The organism is Streptomyces sp. NPDC020731 (genome assembly GCF_044334705.1).
Lineage (GTDB): Bacteria > Actinomycetota > Actinomycetes > Streptomycetales > Streptomycetaceae > Streptomyces.
On the sequence record NZ_JBIRTN010000009.1, the window covers coordinates 19848 to 35685 of the forward strand.

General features: G+C 71.8%; 12 protein-coding genes. 9 read left to right on the plus strand and 3 right to left on the minus strand.

What is annotated here, in order from left to right; all coding sequences use genetic code 11:
• Window positions 1-42: 42 nt before the first annotated feature.
• The gene (locus ACH4VX_RS15490) at window positions 43-306 is read right to left on the minus strand and encodes a WhiB family transcriptional regulator (protein WP_030377564.1); all 264 of its coding nucleotides are present in this window, start codon (window positions 304-306) and stop codon (window positions 43-45) included.
• A gap of 716 nt (window positions 307-1022) precedes the next feature.
• Between ACH4VX_RS15490 and ACH4VX_RS15495 the strand changes: the two genes are divergently transcribed.
• Genes ACH4VX_RS15495 through ACH4VX_RS15510 form a run of 4 tightly spaced genes read left to right on the plus strand, consistent with a single transcriptional unit; the run spans window position 1023 to window position 4936 of the window.
• The gene (locus ACH4VX_RS15495; RefSeq protein WP_398367916.1) at window positions 1023-1565 is read left to right on the plus strand and encodes a cysteine dioxygenase; all 543 of its coding nucleotides are present in this window, start codon (window positions 1023-1025) and stop codon (window positions 1563-1565) included.
• A 33-nt stretch (window positions 1566-1598) separates the two neighbouring features.
• Window positions 1599-2582, plus strand: coding sequence for a 2-phospho-L-lactate transferase (gene cofD / locus ACH4VX_RS15500; RefSeq protein WP_398367917.1), 984 nt, complete (start codon window positions 1599-1601; stop codon window positions 2580-2582).
• The gene (locus tag ACH4VX_RS15505) at window positions 2579-3880 is read left to right on the plus strand and encodes a coenzyme F420-0:L-glutamate ligase (RefSeq protein WP_398367918.1); all 1302 of its coding nucleotides are present in this window, start codon (window positions 2579-2581) and stop codon (window positions 3878-3880) included. Before cofD ends, ACH4VX_RS15505 begins: the two co-directional genes overlap by 4 nt.
• Window positions 3881-3934: 54 nt before the next feature.
• Window positions 3935-4936, plus strand: coding sequence for a DNA-3-methyladenine glycosylase family protein (locus tag ACH4VX_RS15510; RefSeq protein ID WP_398367919.1), 1002 nt, complete (start codon window positions 3935-3937; stop codon window positions 4934-4936).
• 295 nt (window positions 4937-5231) lie between these two features.
• Here the strand turns inward: ACH4VX_RS15510 and ACH4VX_RS15515 are convergent, their stop codons facing one another.
• Complete coding sequence (locus ACH4VX_RS15515) at window positions 5232-6314, minus strand: sugar phosphate nucleotidyltransferase (RefSeq protein WP_398367920.1); 1083 nt, start codon at window positions 6312-6314, stop codon at window positions 5232-5234.
• A 96-nt stretch (window positions 6315-6410) separates the two neighbouring features.
• Window positions 6411-7922: a peptidoglycan recognition protein gene (locus ACH4VX_RS15520; protein WP_398367921.1), complete on the minus strand. Its 1512-nt coding sequence runs from the start codon at window positions 7920-7922 to the stop codon at window positions 6411-6413.
• A gap of 129 nt (window positions 7923-8051) precedes the next feature.
• On the opposite strand from ACH4VX_RS15520, the gene ACH4VX_RS15525 reads away from it, so the two are divergent.
• The 5 genes from ACH4VX_RS15525 (at window position 8052) to ACH4VX_RS15545 (ending at window position 15729) form a co-directional block, all read left to right on the plus strand.
• Complete coding sequence (locus tag ACH4VX_RS15525) at window positions 8052-8813, plus strand: TIGR03089 family protein (protein WP_398367922.1); 762 nt, start codon at window positions 8052-8054, stop codon at window positions 8811-8813.
• Window positions 8814-9090: 277 nt separating this feature from the next.
• Window positions 9091-10296 carry an LCP family protein gene (locus tag ACH4VX_RS15530; RefSeq protein ID WP_398367923.1) on the plus strand — a complete coding sequence of 402 codons (1206 nt, stop codon included), beginning with the start codon at window positions 9091-9093 and terminating at the stop codon, window positions 10294-10296.
• 244 nt (window positions 10297-10540) lie between these two features.
• A complete protein-coding gene (locus ACH4VX_RS15535; RefSeq protein ID WP_398367924.1) occupies window positions 10541-12289 on the plus strand; it encodes an LCP family protein in 1749 nt (582 codons plus the stop codon).
• A gap of 71 nt (window positions 12290-12360) precedes the next feature.
• A complete protein-coding gene (locus ACH4VX_RS15540; protein WP_398367925.1) occupies window positions 12361-13992 on the plus strand; it encodes an LCP family protein in 1632 nt (543 codons plus the stop codon).
• 138 nt (window positions 13993-14130) lie between these two features.
• The gene (locus tag ACH4VX_RS15545; RefSeq protein ID WP_398367926.1) at window positions 14131-15729 is read left to right on the plus strand and encodes an LCP family protein; all 1599 of its coding nucleotides are present in this window, start codon (window positions 14131-14133) and stop codon (window positions 15727-15729) included.
• Window positions 15730-15838: the final 109 nt, after the last annotated feature.

Consider the following 15838-nt stretch of genomic DNA (forward strand, 5'->3'; position numbering starts at 1 on the left):
GTGACACGCGTACTGTGCGTACGGCGGTGATGTGCCGGTCCGTCAGACGGCGGCCTTCTTCAGCCGACGGCGCTCCCGCTCGGACAGGCCGCCCCAGATGCCGAAGCGCTCGTCGTTGGCGAGGGCGTACTCGAGGCACTCGGAGCGGACCTCGCACGCGAGGCAGACCTTCTTCGCCTCCCGGGTCGAGCCGCCCTTCTCGGGGAAGAAGGACTCGGGGTCGGTCTGGGCGCACAGTGCGCGCTCCTGCCAGCCGAGCTCCTCGTCCGCGTCGTCGACCAGCAGTTGCTCCACCAGCTCGGTCATGTGCGCCCCTCGTCCGTCTTTCGCGTCCCCGTGATTCAGCCGTTACCGATTCCGGCTGAACGACACGAGTGAAATTACAAGTGTGCTGCTCCGGGCGAGTCAAGCCGAGATCTGCTATTGGGCCCCTTATTCACTCTGCGGAACCAAGGCCGAGCGGAAAGTGTTCAAATCATCCTAAACCTTGACACGCGTACGGGGCCCGCGAAGGCTTCCGGCCCCACGCGGAGCCTCCACGGGGAGGACGCCCAGGGGATCGGTCTCGTTCCGACACCCGCACCGAAGCGAACCGGATCACAGTCGGATCACGGGATCGCAACGGCGCGCAGGGCGCCCGGCCGTGGGCACCATGTGTCCCGGGAAACGACTGAGCAAACCTTTCGCCTACGAGATGAACCGGATGAGGTGAACCATGTCCCACATACCGGGCGCCAAGTTGACAGTGGAGGAGTGAACCGCTGTCCTAGTGGGCATGCTCGCGAATCCGGCACTCACCTCGACCCGCTCCGCCGGGTTCCTCGGTGCTGCCCGCGCTCGCTGTAGCTGTCGCTGTTCCGGCTGTTGAGCCCAACGCGCTCCCGCCACCGCTGAGTCCCACGCGACTCGGCCGCTGTCTCCTCCGCTCCCACCAGGGCACCCCTCGCCGCCGCCCGCGACCCGGGCGCACGCGACGCGACACCCTCACCCCCACCGCTTCTCCGCCAAGGACCCCCGCATCCATGAACAGCGACAGCGACCTCCAGATCGCCGGTGACATCCTCGAAGTCCCGCACCTGCTCCAGCCCCCGCGCGAGCACCCGGCCACCGTCGCCGAGTTCGCCGGCCTGGCCCGCTCCCTCGCCGCCGACCGCTCCCGGTGGGAGCACCTCGTCCGGTACGACGCCACCAGCCGCTGGTACCACCGGCTGCGCACCGGCCCCGGTTACGAGGTGTGGCTGCTGTCCTGGGTGCCCGGCCAGGGCAGCGGGCTGCACGACCACGGCCGCTCCTCCGGCGTGCTCACCGTCCTGGACGGCACCCTGACCGAGCGCACCGGGCGCGGCACGCGCGCGCTGACGACCGGCGCCCAGCGCGTGTTCGCACCCGGCTACGTGCACGAGGTCGTCAACGACGCCCTGGAACCCGCGGTCAGCCTGCACATCTACCACCCGGGCCTGACCGACATGCCGATGCTCCCCCAGTCTCAGCTTCGTTCGACCGGGGGGACCCCCACCGCCCCCCACTGCGAGGCCCGCACGGCGCCCGGCCCGGTAACTGCCTGACGCGATGTCGTAGCGGCCTGCAAGGATGGCCCCATGCGCATTGTGGTTCTGGCAGGCGGCATCGGCGGTGCCCGTTTCCTGCGCGGTCTGAAGCGGGCCGTGCCGGACGCGGACATCACGGTCATCGGCAACACCGGGGACGACATCCACCTCTTCGGGCTGAAGGTCTGCCCGGACCTCGACACGGTGATGTACACGCTCGGCGGCGGTATCAACGAGGAGCAGGGCTGGGGGCGGACCGACGAGACCTTCCACCTCAAGGAGGAGCTCGCGGCGTACGGCGTCGGCCCGGAGTGGTTCGGGCTCGGCGACCGGGACTTCGCCACGCACATCGTGCGGACGCAGATGCTCGGCGCCGGGTTCCCGCTCAGCGCGGTGACCGAGGCGCTCTGCGACCGCTGGAAGCCCGGCGTGCGTCTCATCCCGATGACCGACGACCGCGTGGAGACCCACGTGGCGGTCACGTTGCCCGACAGCGGCTCCGCCGCGGGCTCCGGTGAACGCAAGGCGGTCCACTTCCAGGAGTACTGGGTGCGGCTGAGGGCGTCGGTACCGGCCGAGGCGGTCGTGCCGGTCGGCGCGGAGCAGGCGAAACCGGCGCCGGGCGTCCTGGAGGCGATCGCCGAGGCCGACGTGATCCTCTTCCCGCCGTCCAACCCCGTGGTCTCCGTCGGCACCATCCTCGCCGTCCCCGGCATCCGGGAGGCGATCGCCGACGCGGGCGTGCCGGTGGTCGGTCTGTCGCCGATCGTCGGGGACGCGCCCGTGCGCGGCATGGCCGACAAGGTGCTGGCGGCCGTCGGCGTGGAGTCCACGGCCCCGGCGGTGGCCGAGCACTACGGCTCGGGTCTGCTGGACGGCTGGCTGGTCGACACGGTCGATGCGGCCTGCGTGGAGCGCGTCGAGGCGGCGGGGATCCGCTGCCGGGCCGTACCGCTGATGATGACCGACGTCGACGCGGCCGCGCGGATGGCGCGGGAGGCGCTGACGCTGGCGGAGGAGGTCCGGGCGGTATGAGCAGCACGGGTTACCGGGTCTGGCCCGTGGCGGGCCTGCCCGAGATCCACGAGGGCGACGACCTGGCCAAGCTGATCGCGGCCGCCGCACCGGACCTGTCCGACGGCGACGTCCTCCTCGTCACCTCGAAGATCGTCTCCAAGGCGGAGGGCCGGATCGTCGAGGCGACGGACCGGGAGGCCGCGATCGACGCGGAGACGGTGCGCGTGGTGGCCCGGCGCGGTCCCCTGCGCATCGTGGAGAACCGGCAGGGCCTGGTCATGGCCGCGGCCGGAGTCGACGCCTCCAACACTCCCGCCGGCACGGTCCTGCTGCTGCCCGAGGATCCGGACGCCTCCGCGCGGGCGATCCGCGAGGGCCTGCGCGACGCTCTCGGTGTCGAGGTCGGTGTGATCGTCACCGACACCTTCGGCCGGCCCTGGCGTGCGGGGCTGACCGACGTCGCGATCGGCGCGGCGGGCATCCGGGTGCTGGACGACCTGCGCGGCGGCACCGACGCGTACGGCAATCCGCTCGGCGCCACGGTCGTCGCCACGGCCGACGAGCTCGCCGCGGCGGGCGACCTGGTCAAGGGCAAGGCGTCCGGTCTCCCGGTGGCCGTGGTCCGCGGACTGGCGCACATGGTGGCGGCCGACGACGGCGAGGGCGCACGGGCGATGGTCCGGGGCGCGCGCGACGACATGTTCCGCCTCGGCACGTCCGAGGCGGTGCGCCAGGCGGTGACCCAGCGCCGTACGGTACGGGCCTTCACGGACGAGCCGGTCGACCCCGGAGCCGTACGCCGCGCGGTGGCCGCGGCGGTCACGGCACCGGCCCCGCACCACACCACGCCGTGGCGGTTCGTGCTGCTGGAGTCGCCCGGCTCCCGCACCCGCCTCCTGGACGCCATGCGCGAGGCCTGGATCGCGGACCTGCGCCGCGACGGCAAGCCGGAGGAGTCCGTCGCCAAGCGCGTCCGCCGCGGCGACGTCCTGCGCAACGCGCCGTACCTGGTCGTCCCCTGCCTGGTCATGGACGGCTCGCACACCTACGGGGACGCGCGGCGCGACGGCGCGGAGCGGGAGATGTTCGTGGTCGCCGCGGGCGCCGGCGTGCAGAACTTCCTGGTCGCGCTGGCCGGGGAGCGGCTGGGCTCGGCGTGGGTGTCGTCGACGATGTTCTGCCGCGAGGTGGTCCGCGAGGTCCTGGACCTGCCCGCGGACTGGGACCCGATGGGCGCTGTGGCGGTCGGCCACCCGGCTGAGGACCCGCGCCCGCGGCCGGAGCGGGACGCGGGCGGTTTCATCGAGGTGCGGTGAGGCGGGGCCTACCCTCATAGGGCCCCCGCTTCACTTCCACCCCTGGGATCTCTCGTGGCAGGACGTTTCGCCCCCCGCCCGGCTCGTACGACGGTGCGCGGCGGGCATGTCGCCGTGCCCGGGGGGACCCCCCGCCGGGCACCGGCCCCGGCCCGCGTACGGACGTGGGTGCCGGAGGGGCCCCTGGACCTCGGGCTGGTCCTCGGGCCGCTGCGGCGCGGACCCGGCGACCCGACGTTCCGGACGCTGCCGGACGGTTCCGTGTGGCGGACCGGCCTGACGCCGGCAGGTCCGGGGACGCTCCGGGTGACGGGGTGTTCCGGTGGGATCCGGGGGGAGGCGTGGGGGCCGGGCGCCGACTGGTTCCTGGACAAGCTGCCGGAGCTGCTCGGTGCCGCCGACGATCCGTCCGCCTTCGTGCCCCGGCACAAGCTGCTGGCACTGACCCGGCACCGGCGTCCGGGACTGCGGCTGACGCGGACCGGGCTGGTCCTGGAGTCGCTGATCCCGTCGATTCTGGAGCAGAAGGTCACGACGGGCGAGGCGTACCGGGCGTGGCGGCTGCTGGTACGGAAGTACGGGGAGCCGGCGCCCGGGCCCGCGCCGGAGCGGATGTCGGTGATGCCGGCGCCGCGGACGTGGGCGCTGATTCCCTCCTGGGAGTGGCATCGGGCCGGGGTCGACAACAAGCGGGCGTCGACGGTCCTGCGGGCCGTGCGGGTCGCCGCGCGGCTGGAGGAGGCGGTGGGGATGCCTCCGGAAGCGGCACGGGCGCGGTTGGAGCTGGTGTCGGGGATCGGGCCGTGGACGTCGGCGGAGACGGTGCAGCGGAGTCATGGGGCGGTGGACGCGGTGACCGTGGGGGATCTGCATCTGCCGGGGATCGTGGGGTGGGCGCTCGCGGGGGACCGGGATGCGGACGACGCGGTGATGTTGTCGCTGTTGGAGCCGTATGCGGGGCAGCGGCATCGGGCTGCGCGGTTGATTCTGCTGAGCGGGAGGGTGCCGGGGCGGCGGGCGCCGCGGATGCCGTACGGGGATATCGGGCGGCTTTGAGGGGCGGCTGGGCCGGTGTCGGTGTGGGCCGGAGTGGGTCTGCGCGGCCTGGTGTGAGGCGGGGTGCTCCGCGTGGGTGTGAGGCGGGGGGGTGTCCGCGCGGCCCGGCGCTTGCGGGGTGCCTCCCCCAGAGGGGGTACCCCCAGCCCACCCGTGCCGCCCTGGGGGTACCTCCCAGGCCCTTGAGGCACTGGGGGAGGCACGACCGCCCGCGGGAGCGGCGGTGCGACTGCCCGCGGGAGCGGCGGTGACGTGGCCGGCTACAGGGGCTCGGTCCGTCCGTCGGTTGTGGGGGTTACTGGTCCGAGGAGAAGCGGAGGGCGCCTGCTGGGATTGTCGCGTCGCACCAGACGCGGGCGCCCTCACGGAGTTCGTTGCGGGGGCCGATGATCGCGCCGTCGCCTATGACCGTGCCGGTGAGGACCGAGCGTTCGCCCACCCGTGCCCGCGTACCGATCAGCGAGTCGGTGACGACCGCGCCCGGCTCGATCACCGCCCCCGGCAGGATCGTGCTGCCGAAGACGCGCGCGCCCTCCGCCACGAACGCGCCCTCGCCCACCACCGTCCCGCCCGCCAGCTTCGCGTCCGGTGCCACGGTCGCCGTGGGCAGCACCAGCCGGTCCCCGCAGCGCCCGGGCACCGCCGGCGACGGCGCACGGCCCAGCACCAGATCCGCCGAGCCCCGCACGAAGGCCGCCGGGGTCCCCAGGTCCAGCCAGTACGTGGAGTCGACCATCCCCTGCAGATGCGCCCCCGCCGCCAGCAGCCCCGGGAACGTCTCCCGCTCCACCGACACCACCCGCCCCGCCGGGATCGTGTCGATCACCGACCGGCGGAAGACGTACGCCCCCGCGTTGATCTGGTCGGTGACGATCTCCTCCGGCGTCTGCGGCTTCTCCAGGAACGCCTGCACCCGCCCCGTCCCGTCCGTGGGGACCAGCCCGTAGGCCCGCGGATCCGTCACCTTCGTCAGGTGCAGCGAGACATCCGCGCCGGTCGTCTCGTGCGTCCGCACCAGCGCCCGGATGTCCAGCCCCGTCAGGATGTCCCCGTTGAAGATCAGCACCGGTTCGTCCGGACCCGAGTGCAGCCGGGACGCGACGTTCCGGATGGCGCCGCCCGTACCGAGCGGTTCCTCCTCCGTCACGTACTCGATGTGCAGCCCCAGGGCCGCCCCGTCGCCGAAGTACGGCTCGAAGACCTCGGCCAGGTAGGACGTGGCCAGGACGATGTGCTCGACGCCCGCCGCTCTCGCTCTCGCCAGCTGGTGGGTGAGGAACGGCACCCCGGCCGCCGGGACCATGGGTTTGGGCGTGTGCACCGTGAGCGGTCGCAGCCGCGTGCCTTTGCCGCCGACCAGGAGGATCGCTTCTGTCACCTGTCGTCTCTGCTTCCTGCCGGGACCGGCCGAACTGTCTTTCGGCCGGCCAGTGTATGCAGACCGCCTCCGGCAGGAGGGAGCGCCCGGCCCGTCTCAGCGGCCCTGGTAACGAGCCGCCGTGGAACGCGCGGTGCCGAGCTTCTTGTACAGCTTCCCCCCTGGGCACGAGGTGTTGAACCCGTCCCGGTGACCGGAGATCACGTTCAGTCGTACCTTCTTACCTTTTCGGTAGAGATTGCCACCGGCTGACTTCAGATATGTCTTGGCGCGTGGATTCATCCCGTGCAGTCCGAGTTTCCACGCGGTGAGCCGGGCGACGGCCTTCACGGCGGAGGAGGACGGCTTCCTGGAGCCGTAGGAACCGATCACCGCGATGCCCGTGGTGTCGGTGTTGAAGCCCATGGTGTGGGCCCCCTTGACCGCCTTCGCCACTCCTCCGGCCCGGCCCTCGTAGATCCTGCCGCACTTGTCGACGAGGAAGTTGTAGCCGATGTCCCGCCAGCCCAGGCTCCGCACGTGGTATCGGTAGAACCCGCGGACGAGCGAAGGGGCCTGCGAGCACGTGTAGCCGTTGCCGGAGGCGGTGTGGTGCACGAAGGCCGCCTTGACCTTGCCGGTGTACACGAACCGCTTCTCCCGCAGGCTCTCGTCGGCCCCCCAGCCGCGCCGGGTGACGATGGCGGGGCGCGGCCCGATGTACGGCCTGGCCCGCTGCTGCTCGGTCAGTTCGGCCCCGCCCAGGGTGAGGTACTCCTGCCGGGTCCGCTCGCCGCTCAGTGCGGGGATCTCCAGGGTCCCGAGCGGTGCGAGTGCGGAGTTGGCCGCGGAGGCGGCGGTCGTTTCGGCGCTCATGACGCCGGTGCGCGGACTCTCCAGGGCCTCGTCCCCCGGGTCGACGAGTTCGAGCCGCAGCCCGGAGGGCAACACCGAGTGGTCGCCGGTTCCGGGCTCACCGGTCCCTGGTTCTACAGCCCCGAACTCACCGGCACCGGTCCCATCCACTCCGGTCTCATCCACCCCAGTCCCATCCACCCCAGTCCCATCCACCCCGGTCCCATCCACTCCGGTCCCATCCACTCCGGTCCCATCCACCCCACCCCCCTCGGCCCCGCCCTCACCGGGCTCCGGCCGGACCCGGATCTCCACCCCGTCCGACTCCCCCACCCACAGCGGCGCCGTGGCGCCGCGGACCCCGTCCGCGGCGCCCTCCGCGCTGTCCGGATCGGCCGCGTGGTCGGCGTAGTGCGTCTCGACGTCCTGCCAGCCGGACCAGACGCCGGTGCCGGCCGCCCGGGTGCGGACCTGGACGCGGCCGTGGAGTTCGGCGGCGGGGTCGTCCCAGACGACGCCGAGAAGGGAGAAGGGCCGTACGGCCCGCGGGGCGAGGCCGAGGACGACGCCGGAGGCACGGTCACGGCTGAGGGGTCTCAGGGGCAGCGACCGGGTGCTGCCGGGTACGTCGGACCGGTCCGTCACCGCTGCGCGCGTGGCCGCCTCTGCCGTCGGCGCCGGTCTCGCGTCCGCCGCGGTGGCGGGCGGAACGAGCGGGAGGGCGAGGGCGGCGGCGCAGGTGACACCGATTGAGGAAGCAAGAATTCCACGCATGCCCCTGAGCTTGGACACAGTCAGACAAATCTGTCCATCGGGGAGTTGACGGCCTGTCGGAGCCCGTTCCCCCGAACCGGTGCCCCCGGCGGGCGGTGCGCGCGGGCGGGTCCGCGTACGCTTGCGCGGGTGAACGCCACCGACCGCACCCCTGCCGACCTGCTGAGTTCCGCGCTCGCCGCGGACCCGGGACGCCCCCTGGTGACCTTCTACGACGACGCCACGGGCGAACGCGTCGAACTGTCCGTGGCCACCTTCGCCAATTGGGTGGCCAAGACCGCCAACCTCCTCCAGGACGAGCTGTCCGTGGAACCCGGTGACCGGGTGGCCCTGCTGCTGCCCGCGCACTGGCAGACGGCGGTCTGGCTGCTGGCGTGCGCGTCGGTGGGCGTGGTCGCGGACGTGGCCGGGGACCCGGCGGCGGCGGACGTGGTGGTGAGCGGTCCGGAGCCGGAGTCGCTGGAGGCGGCGCGGGCCTGCCCGGGGCCCAGGATCGCGCTGGCTCTCAGGCCTCTCGGCGGGCGCTTCCCGCAGCCGCCGGAGGGCTTCGCCGACTACGCCGTCGAGGTGCCGGGGCAGGGCGACCGCTTCGTGCCGTACGCGCCGGTCGGCCCCGAGGAGCCGGCGCTGATCGTGGCGGGCCGGGAGTTCACCGGGGCGGAGGTGGTCGAGCGGGCCCGGGCCGAGGCGCCGGAGCTCGGTCTGACCGGACCGGGTTCGCGGATCCTGTCGGGGCGGCCGTACGACACGTGGGAGGGCCTGAACACGGGCCTGTACGGGCCACTGGCGACCGGCGGCTCCGTGGTGCTGTGCCGGAACCTGGACCGCCTCGGGGACGACGCCCTGGACAAGCGGGTGGAGAGCGAACGGGTGACGGTCATCGCCCGGTGACGGCGCCGCCACCCGCCGCATCGCGGAAGGCGTCACTCGCCGGCCCGCTCCCGGGAAACGCGTCCCCGTCCCCCACCGCGCCGTAAAAGGCGCCACCCCACCCCCGGGAACACGTTCCCCACCGCCCCACCGAAACCGGGCCCCCACCGACACCCCCGTCCGCCCCACCCCCTCCCCCGTCCGGCGCACCACCACCCGCCCCGGACCGTCGTCCCGGGTCATCGTCGTACCCAACGGCACCACCACACGCCGTACGCAGTGAGGGGTGGACCCGGTCATGAGCGACACCGCAGGCGCGTCCTCCGCGCAGCCGGGGGGCAGCCGTGTCCTCGGCCCGGGGACGGGGTCCTCGGCGAGCGGGCGGGGGCGGGCCCGGCGCCGGCGGCGGCGCTGGGCGTGCGGCACCGGGCTCGCCGTCACCGTCGCGCTGCTCGCGGCCGCGGGCGCCGGGTGGGCGGTGTACATGAAGCTGGAGGGGAACATCACCCCGGACGAGGCGGCGGCCGCCGAACTCGCGCGGTTCGAGAGGGAACGGCCCACGGCGCTCGTCAAGGACGCCCGGAACATCCTGCTGATCGGCTCGGACTCGCGCGCGGGGGACGAGAACGCCCGCTACGGGCGGGACGTGGGGACGGAACGTTCGGACACCGTGATCCTGCTGCATCTGTCGGCGGGCCGGCGCAGCGCCACCGCGGTGTCCGTCCCCCGGGACCTGATGGTGGACGTGCCCGGCTGCCGCCGCCCCGACGGGTCGCGTGCCGAGCCGGTGTTCACGATGTTCAACTCGGCCTTCGCGGTGGGCGGTTCGGCCTGCACCATCCGAACGGTGGAGAAACTCACGGACATCCGCGTCGACCACCACGTCGTCGTCGACTTCGACGGCTTCAAGGACATGGTCGACGCGGTGGGCGGTGTCGAGGTGTGCCTGCGCGAGCCCGTCGACGACGAGGACGCCGAACTGAGACTTCCGGCGGGCCGGGTGACGCTGGACGGGGAGCAGGCGCTCGGTTATGTCCGCGCCCGCAAGTCCCTCGGCGACGGCAGCGACACCAGCCGTATGGAGCGCCAGCAGCGCTTCCTCGGCGCGCTGGTCAACAAGGTGAGCGGCAATGACGTTCTGCTGAATCCGGTGAAGCTGTATCCCGTTCTGGACGCGGCCACCTCGTCGCTCACGACCGACCCGGGGCTGGCCAGTCTGCGGGGTCTGTACGATCTCGCGCGCGGGTTGCGCGAGATCCCCGCGGAGCGGGTGCACTTCCTGACCGTTCCCCGGGAGCCGTACGCCGGGAACGTGAATCGGGACCAACTCGCGCAGCCCGCCGCAGAGGAACTGTTCGAACGGCTGCGCGGGGACGCACCCGTGGCCGTCGACACGGACGGTGACCGGAAGGGCACGGAAAAGGAATCCGGGAAGGCGTCCGGCGACTCCTCTCCGGCACCGACGTTCTCGGGAAACACGGCCGCCGAGGACACCTGCGCGTAGAGCCTGCCCCGAGCCAACCCCAAGGCACCGCGCCTTTGTCCGAAGAAATGGGCGGATTGCCCACTTGTGAGGAAGTGGAATTCGTCACCGCCGTCGCTTCCACTCGATCAGGACCGTTAGTGTGAGCGCTCCGGTGCGTCCGTTCCTTCAGGCCTGTCCTGAGAATCCCGCACTGTGTGACCGAGACCCGAGCGCCTTGGAAGGGGAAAGGCGCCGCGTGGGCCCGACGGAGGATTCAAGCGACGTGGACGCGCAAGGCCGTGGGCGGGCGGAGAACATCGATCCCGCAGACCAGTGGGTACTCAACCCGGACACCGGCGAATACGAACTGCGACTGGGCCCTTCCGCACCGCAATCGGCGGTTCCCGGACCGCGCGGACCGCGCCCCCCGGGTGCGGGCGCCGCGCGCGGCCGGTCGGCGGCGCCGGGCCGCACCCCCGAACGTGAGCGGGAGGCACCCGGTCGCGAGGTGCCGCCGCAGCGCAGACGCCGGGGTGTGCCGCAGGAGCCGCCCCCGGGGCAGCGCGGGCGCCGGCCGGCGAAGAAGAAGTCGAAGGCGAAGAAGGTCCTGCTGTGGACCGGCGGCACGATGGCGTTCGTGGTGCTCGTGGCCGGCACGGCCGGGTACCTCTATCTGGAACATCTGAACGACAACATCCAGTCCGTCTCCGACGACGGCGCCAGCACGGGCGGCTTCAGCAAGGACAAGGCGATCAACATCCTGCTGATCGGCACCGACAAGCGCACCGGCTCCGGCAACGAAAGCTACGGCGACAAAGGCAGCGAGGGGCACGCCGACACCACGCTCCTGCTGCACGTCTCCAAGGACCGTTCCAACGCGACCGCGCTGAGCATTCCGCGTGACCTGATAGTCGACGTCCCCGACTGCCCGACGCAGCAGGAGGACGGCAGCGAGAAGATCATCCCGGGCTCGGCCGGCGTCCGCTTCAACACCAGCCTCGGCCAGGGTGGCCGTACGCCCAGCTGCACCATGCGGACGGTGACGGAGCTGACCGGCATCACGCCGGACAACTTCATGGTGGCCGACTTCAACGCGGTGAAGACGCTGACGTCGGCGGTCGGTGGCGTCGAGGTGTGTCTGGCCAAGGACATCGACGACCCGGATTCTCATCTGAAGTTGTCCAAGGGCACGCACACCATCGAGGGTGAGGACGCGCTGGCGTTCGTCCGCACCCGGCACTCGGTCGGCTTCGGCGGCGATCTGAGCCGGATCGAGTTGCAACAGCAGTTCCTGAGCTCGCTGATGCGGAAGCTGAAGTCGAACGACACGCTCACCAGTCCGACGAAGATGATCAAGCTGGCAGAGGCGGGGACCAAGGCGCTCACCGTCGACTCCCAGTTGGACAGCATCAACAAGCTCAAGGACCTGGGTCTGGAGCTGGGCAAGCTCAACGTCAAGAACCTGACCTTCGCCACCGTGCCGGTCAAGGACAACCCGGCCGAGAAGACGCCGGTGACCGTCGTGCTGAAGGAGTCCGCCCAGCAGGTCTTCGACATGGTCAAGAACGACGTCTCCTTCACCGAGGTCAAGCAGCAGAAGAAGAAGGAGAAGGCCGCCGTCGCCGCCCGGCTGAAGGGCGAGAAGGCACCGGCCTCCGAGGTCCGCGTGCGGATCCTCAACGGCGGCGCCGTGGACGGCAGCGCCCAGGAGACCCTCAGCTGGCTGCAGGTGAACCAGAGCGTCACCAAGTCGGAGAACGCCGGCAACGCGCCCGAGGAACTGAGCAGGACGACGCTGGAGTACGCCCCCGACCAGGCCGACCAGGCACGCCGCCTGGCCGACATCATGGGGCTGTCCGGTTCGGCGATGAAGCCCGGCGAGAGCGTCACCAACTCCCAGGGTGTGCCCGCGATGACGCTGACCCTCGGCAAGGACTTCAAGGGTGCCGGCGTCAAAATCGACGCGGCCGCCGCGGACGTGCCCGATGACGCCCGGAAGTCCACGGCGGACAAGGTCGAGTGCGCCAAGTGACCTGACGGGCCTGTTCCGCGTCCTACAGGGCGCGGGGCAGGCCCGTTCCATGGTGCGGCGAGGGGGAGACGGTGACGCGGAGCGGTGTGCGGGAGGAACCCGGGCCCGGCCTGCCGGACGGCGGCCCTCGGGCCCCGGAGGGCGGTGACGGCCCGCCGAAAGGCGGACGGCGGCCGTCCGCCGGGCGGGGCCGGCGCGCGCTGCGCTGGTCGGCGGCGACCCTGGCCGTACTGATACTCGGGACGGCCGGCGCCGGTTACCTGTACTACGAGCATCTGAACGGCAATATCGAGAAGGGTGAGCGCAGCAGCGGTGACTCCAAGGCGCACAAGACCGGGCCGAACGCGGCCGGGCAGACGCCACTGAACATCCTGCTGATCGGCTCCGACAGCCGCGCCTCCGACAAGAACGTCGCGCTCGGCGGCAGCCGGGACACCCGCGGCAATCCACCGCTGGGCGATGTGCAGATGCTGATCCATCTCGCCGCCGACCGCGAGAGCGCGGCCGTGGTGAGCATCCCGCGCGACACCCGGGTCGACGTCCCCGAGTGCACCGACCCGAAGACCGGGGACACCTACCCGGCCACCAACGACATCATCAACACCTCGCTGGCCCGCGGCGGTCCCGGCTGCACCCTGGCCACCTGGGAGAACCTCACCGGCGTCTACATCGACCACTGGATGACGATCGACTTCGCGGGCGTCGTGTCGATGGCGGACGCCATCGGCGGCGTCGAGGTCTGCGTCGACCAGAACGTGTGGGACCGACCGCTGCCCGGTGTGCCCGGCGGCTCGGGCCTGAAGATGAAGGCCGGGTCGGAGAAGGTCGAGGGCGAGCGGGCGCTGCAGTGGCTGCGTACCCGGCACGCCTGGGGCAGCGACCTGCTGCGGGCGCGGGCCCAGCACATGTACATGAACTCGATGATCCGCACCCTGCGCGACCAGAACGTGTTCACCGACACGGGCAGGCTGATGGACCTGGCGGAGGCGGCGACCGGCTCGCTGACGGTCTCCGAGGAGATCGGCTCGGTGAAGAAGCTGTACGACCTGGGGATGCAGCTGAAGACGGTGCCGCCGGACCGCATCACCATGACGACGCTGCCCACGGTCGAGGACCCGCAGAACCGCAACCACCTGCTCGCGGCCGGCGCCGACGCCGAGCGGGTGTGGACCATGCTCCGCGACGACGTGTCCTTCGACGGCAAGGGCGGCAAGGGCGGCAAGGGCGGCAAGAACAAGACGAGCGGCGAGGACGAGAAGGGCAGGGCCGCCGCCGACCCCGCCGCCCCGGACGCCGAGATCGGCGTCCTCGTCCAGAACGCCACCCGGTCCGCGTCCCTCGGCCCCGTCACCGGCCGGGCGAACGCGATCGCCCGGTCCCTGGTGGCGAAGGGTTTCCCCCGCGCCGCGCCGGACACCTCCCGCGCGCTCGCCGAGCAGCGGACCGTCGTACGGTATCCGGCCGCCGACTCGCAGGGGGACGCCCGGCGGGTGGCCGAGTCGCTCGGTATCCCGGCGAGTTCCGTCAAGCAGTCCGCCGATGTCTCCGGTGTCACGGTCGTGATCGGCGCGGACTGGCGTGAGGGCACGGCCTATCCGGAGCAGGTGCCGCCCGCCGCCGGCGATCTGCCGGACGACGCCGACGCCCTCAGCGGCGCGGAGACGGGCAGGTGCATGGACGTGTACAAGCCGTACCGCTGGTAGCTCCCCGGCCCCCGCGTAACTTGTTGAAGTCGGTTGGAATACCGGGGCAACTGACGGGCCCGTCGTGCGTCTAACAGGACGCAGGACGGGCCTGCTTCACGAGGCGAGGGGTTGCCAGGAGTGGGGAGAACGGCGGCAGTGACGCAGAACGCCGCACCGGAGACACTCGGTGACGACGAGCGTGAGGTGGACCCGGACGACAGTCCGGCCGAGGGCGGGGACGAAGGCGAGGGCAAGGGCGCGGACGGCCCCCGCCCGCGCCGCGCACGCCGGCTGCTCAAGTGGTTCGCGGCGGTCCTCGCCCTGCTCATAGTCGGCACGGCCGGGGCGGGTTACCTCTACTACCGGCAGCTGAACCACAACATCAAGAAGGACGCCCTGAACCTGGGCGACGCCGAGGTCGCCGAGCCGACGCCGAACGCGGCCGGGCAGACCCCGCTGAACATCCTGCTCATCGGCAGCGACGCGCGGGACACCGAGAAGAACCAGCAACTCGGGGGCGCTCGCGAGACGTTCGGCTCCACTCCGCTCGCCGACGTCCAGATGCTGGTGCACCTGTCCGCCGACCGCTCCAACATGTCCGTGGTCAGCATGCCGCGCGACACCCTGCTCCAGATCCCCAAGTGCACCGACCCGGACGACGGGACGGTGTACCCGGCGAGCGACGGGCGGACGATGACCAACCAGAGCCTCGGCCACGGCGGCCCCGGCTGCACGGTGGCCACCTGGCAGGAGCTCACCGGCATCCACATCGACCACTTCGTCATGGTCGACTTCGCGGGCGTGGTCTCCATGGCGGACGCGGTCGGCGGTGTTCCGGTGTGCGTCGACGCCAACATCCACTCGCGCGACGGCCAGGGCCACGGCTCCGGGCTGAAACTCGAGAAGGGCACCCACCCGGTGAAGGGCGAACAGGCCCTGCAATGGCTGCGCACGCGCTACGGCTTCGAGGACGGCAGCGACCTCGCCCGTGCCAAGGCCCAGCACATGTACATGAACTCGCTGGTCCGCGAGCTGCGCGAGAACGCCACCCTCAGCAACCCCAACAAGCTGCGCAGACTCGCCGAGAAGGCCACCGAGGCACTCACCGTCGACCCCGGCCTCGACACGGTGAAGAAGCTGTACGACCTGAGCACCGAACTGCGCAAGGTGGAGCCGGAGCGCATCACCATGACGACGATGCCCAACCGGTACGTGGGCGCTCGCGTGGAACCGACCGAGGACGCCGAGCAGTTGTTCCGTCTGGTGCGCGAGGACATCGCCCTCGACGGCAAGGACGCCGAGCCGGTGAAGGCCGAGGAGAAGACGCCGTCGGACCCGGCGGCCGACGACGCCGACATCGCCGTACAGGTCCGCAACGGCACCCGCACCGATACCCTCGCCGTCGCGCCCGGGCGCACCGACACGGTTGTGACGGCGCTGCGGGAGAAGGGCTTCACCTCGGCGACCGCCGACACCATCAGTGCCCTCAGCGAGAAGCGGACGGTGGTGCAGTACCCGAGCGCCGACCTGGAGGGCGACGCCCGCCGCGTCGCCGACGCCCTCGGCGTCCCGGCGAGCGCGGTGAAGCGCTCCACCGAGGTGTCCGGCGTCACGCTCGTCGTGGGCGCCGACTGGCGCGAGGGCACGACGTACAAGGCGCCCGAGGAGGACAACACCACCCCCGAGACCGCACAGGCGCTCAACGGGGCCGACGACAAGGCGTGCATGCACGTCAGTCCGGGCTTCACCTGGTGAACCTGCGACGAGCATGAACGCGACGAGCCCCTTCCCGGCCGGAGGGGGACCCTCGGTACGAGGCCCCACGGGGCGAGCACCGCACCCTCAGGATCCCGGCCGCTGTCGC

What these genes read in the sequence shown, in the direction of transcription:
- ACH4VX_RS15490 (WP_030377564.1), bottom strand. Translation starts at nt 306, where the DNA reads ATGACCGAGCTGGTGGAGCAACTGCTGGTCGACGACGCGGACGAGGAG.
- ACH4VX_RS15495 (WP_398367916.1), top strand. Translation starts at nt 1,023, where the DNA reads ATGAACAGCGACAGCGACCTCCAGATCGCCGGTGACATCCTCGAAGTC.
- cofD (WP_398367917.1), top strand. Translation starts at nt 1,599, where the DNA reads ATGCGCATTGTGGTTCTGGCAGGCGGCATCGGCGGTGCCCGTTTCCTG.
- ACH4VX_RS15505 (WP_398367918.1), top strand. Translation starts at nt 2,579, where the DNA reads ATGAGCAGCACGGGTTACCGGGTCTGGCCCGTGGCGGGCCTGCCCGAG.
- ACH4VX_RS15520 (WP_398367921.1), bottom strand. Translation starts at nt 7,922, where the DNA reads ATGCGTGGAATTCTTGCTTCCTCAATCGGTGTCACCTGCGCCGCCGCC.
- ACH4VX_RS15530 (WP_398367923.1), top strand. Translation starts at nt 9,091, where the DNA reads ATGAGCGACACCGCAGGCGCGTCCTCCGCGCAGCCGGGGGGCAGCCGT.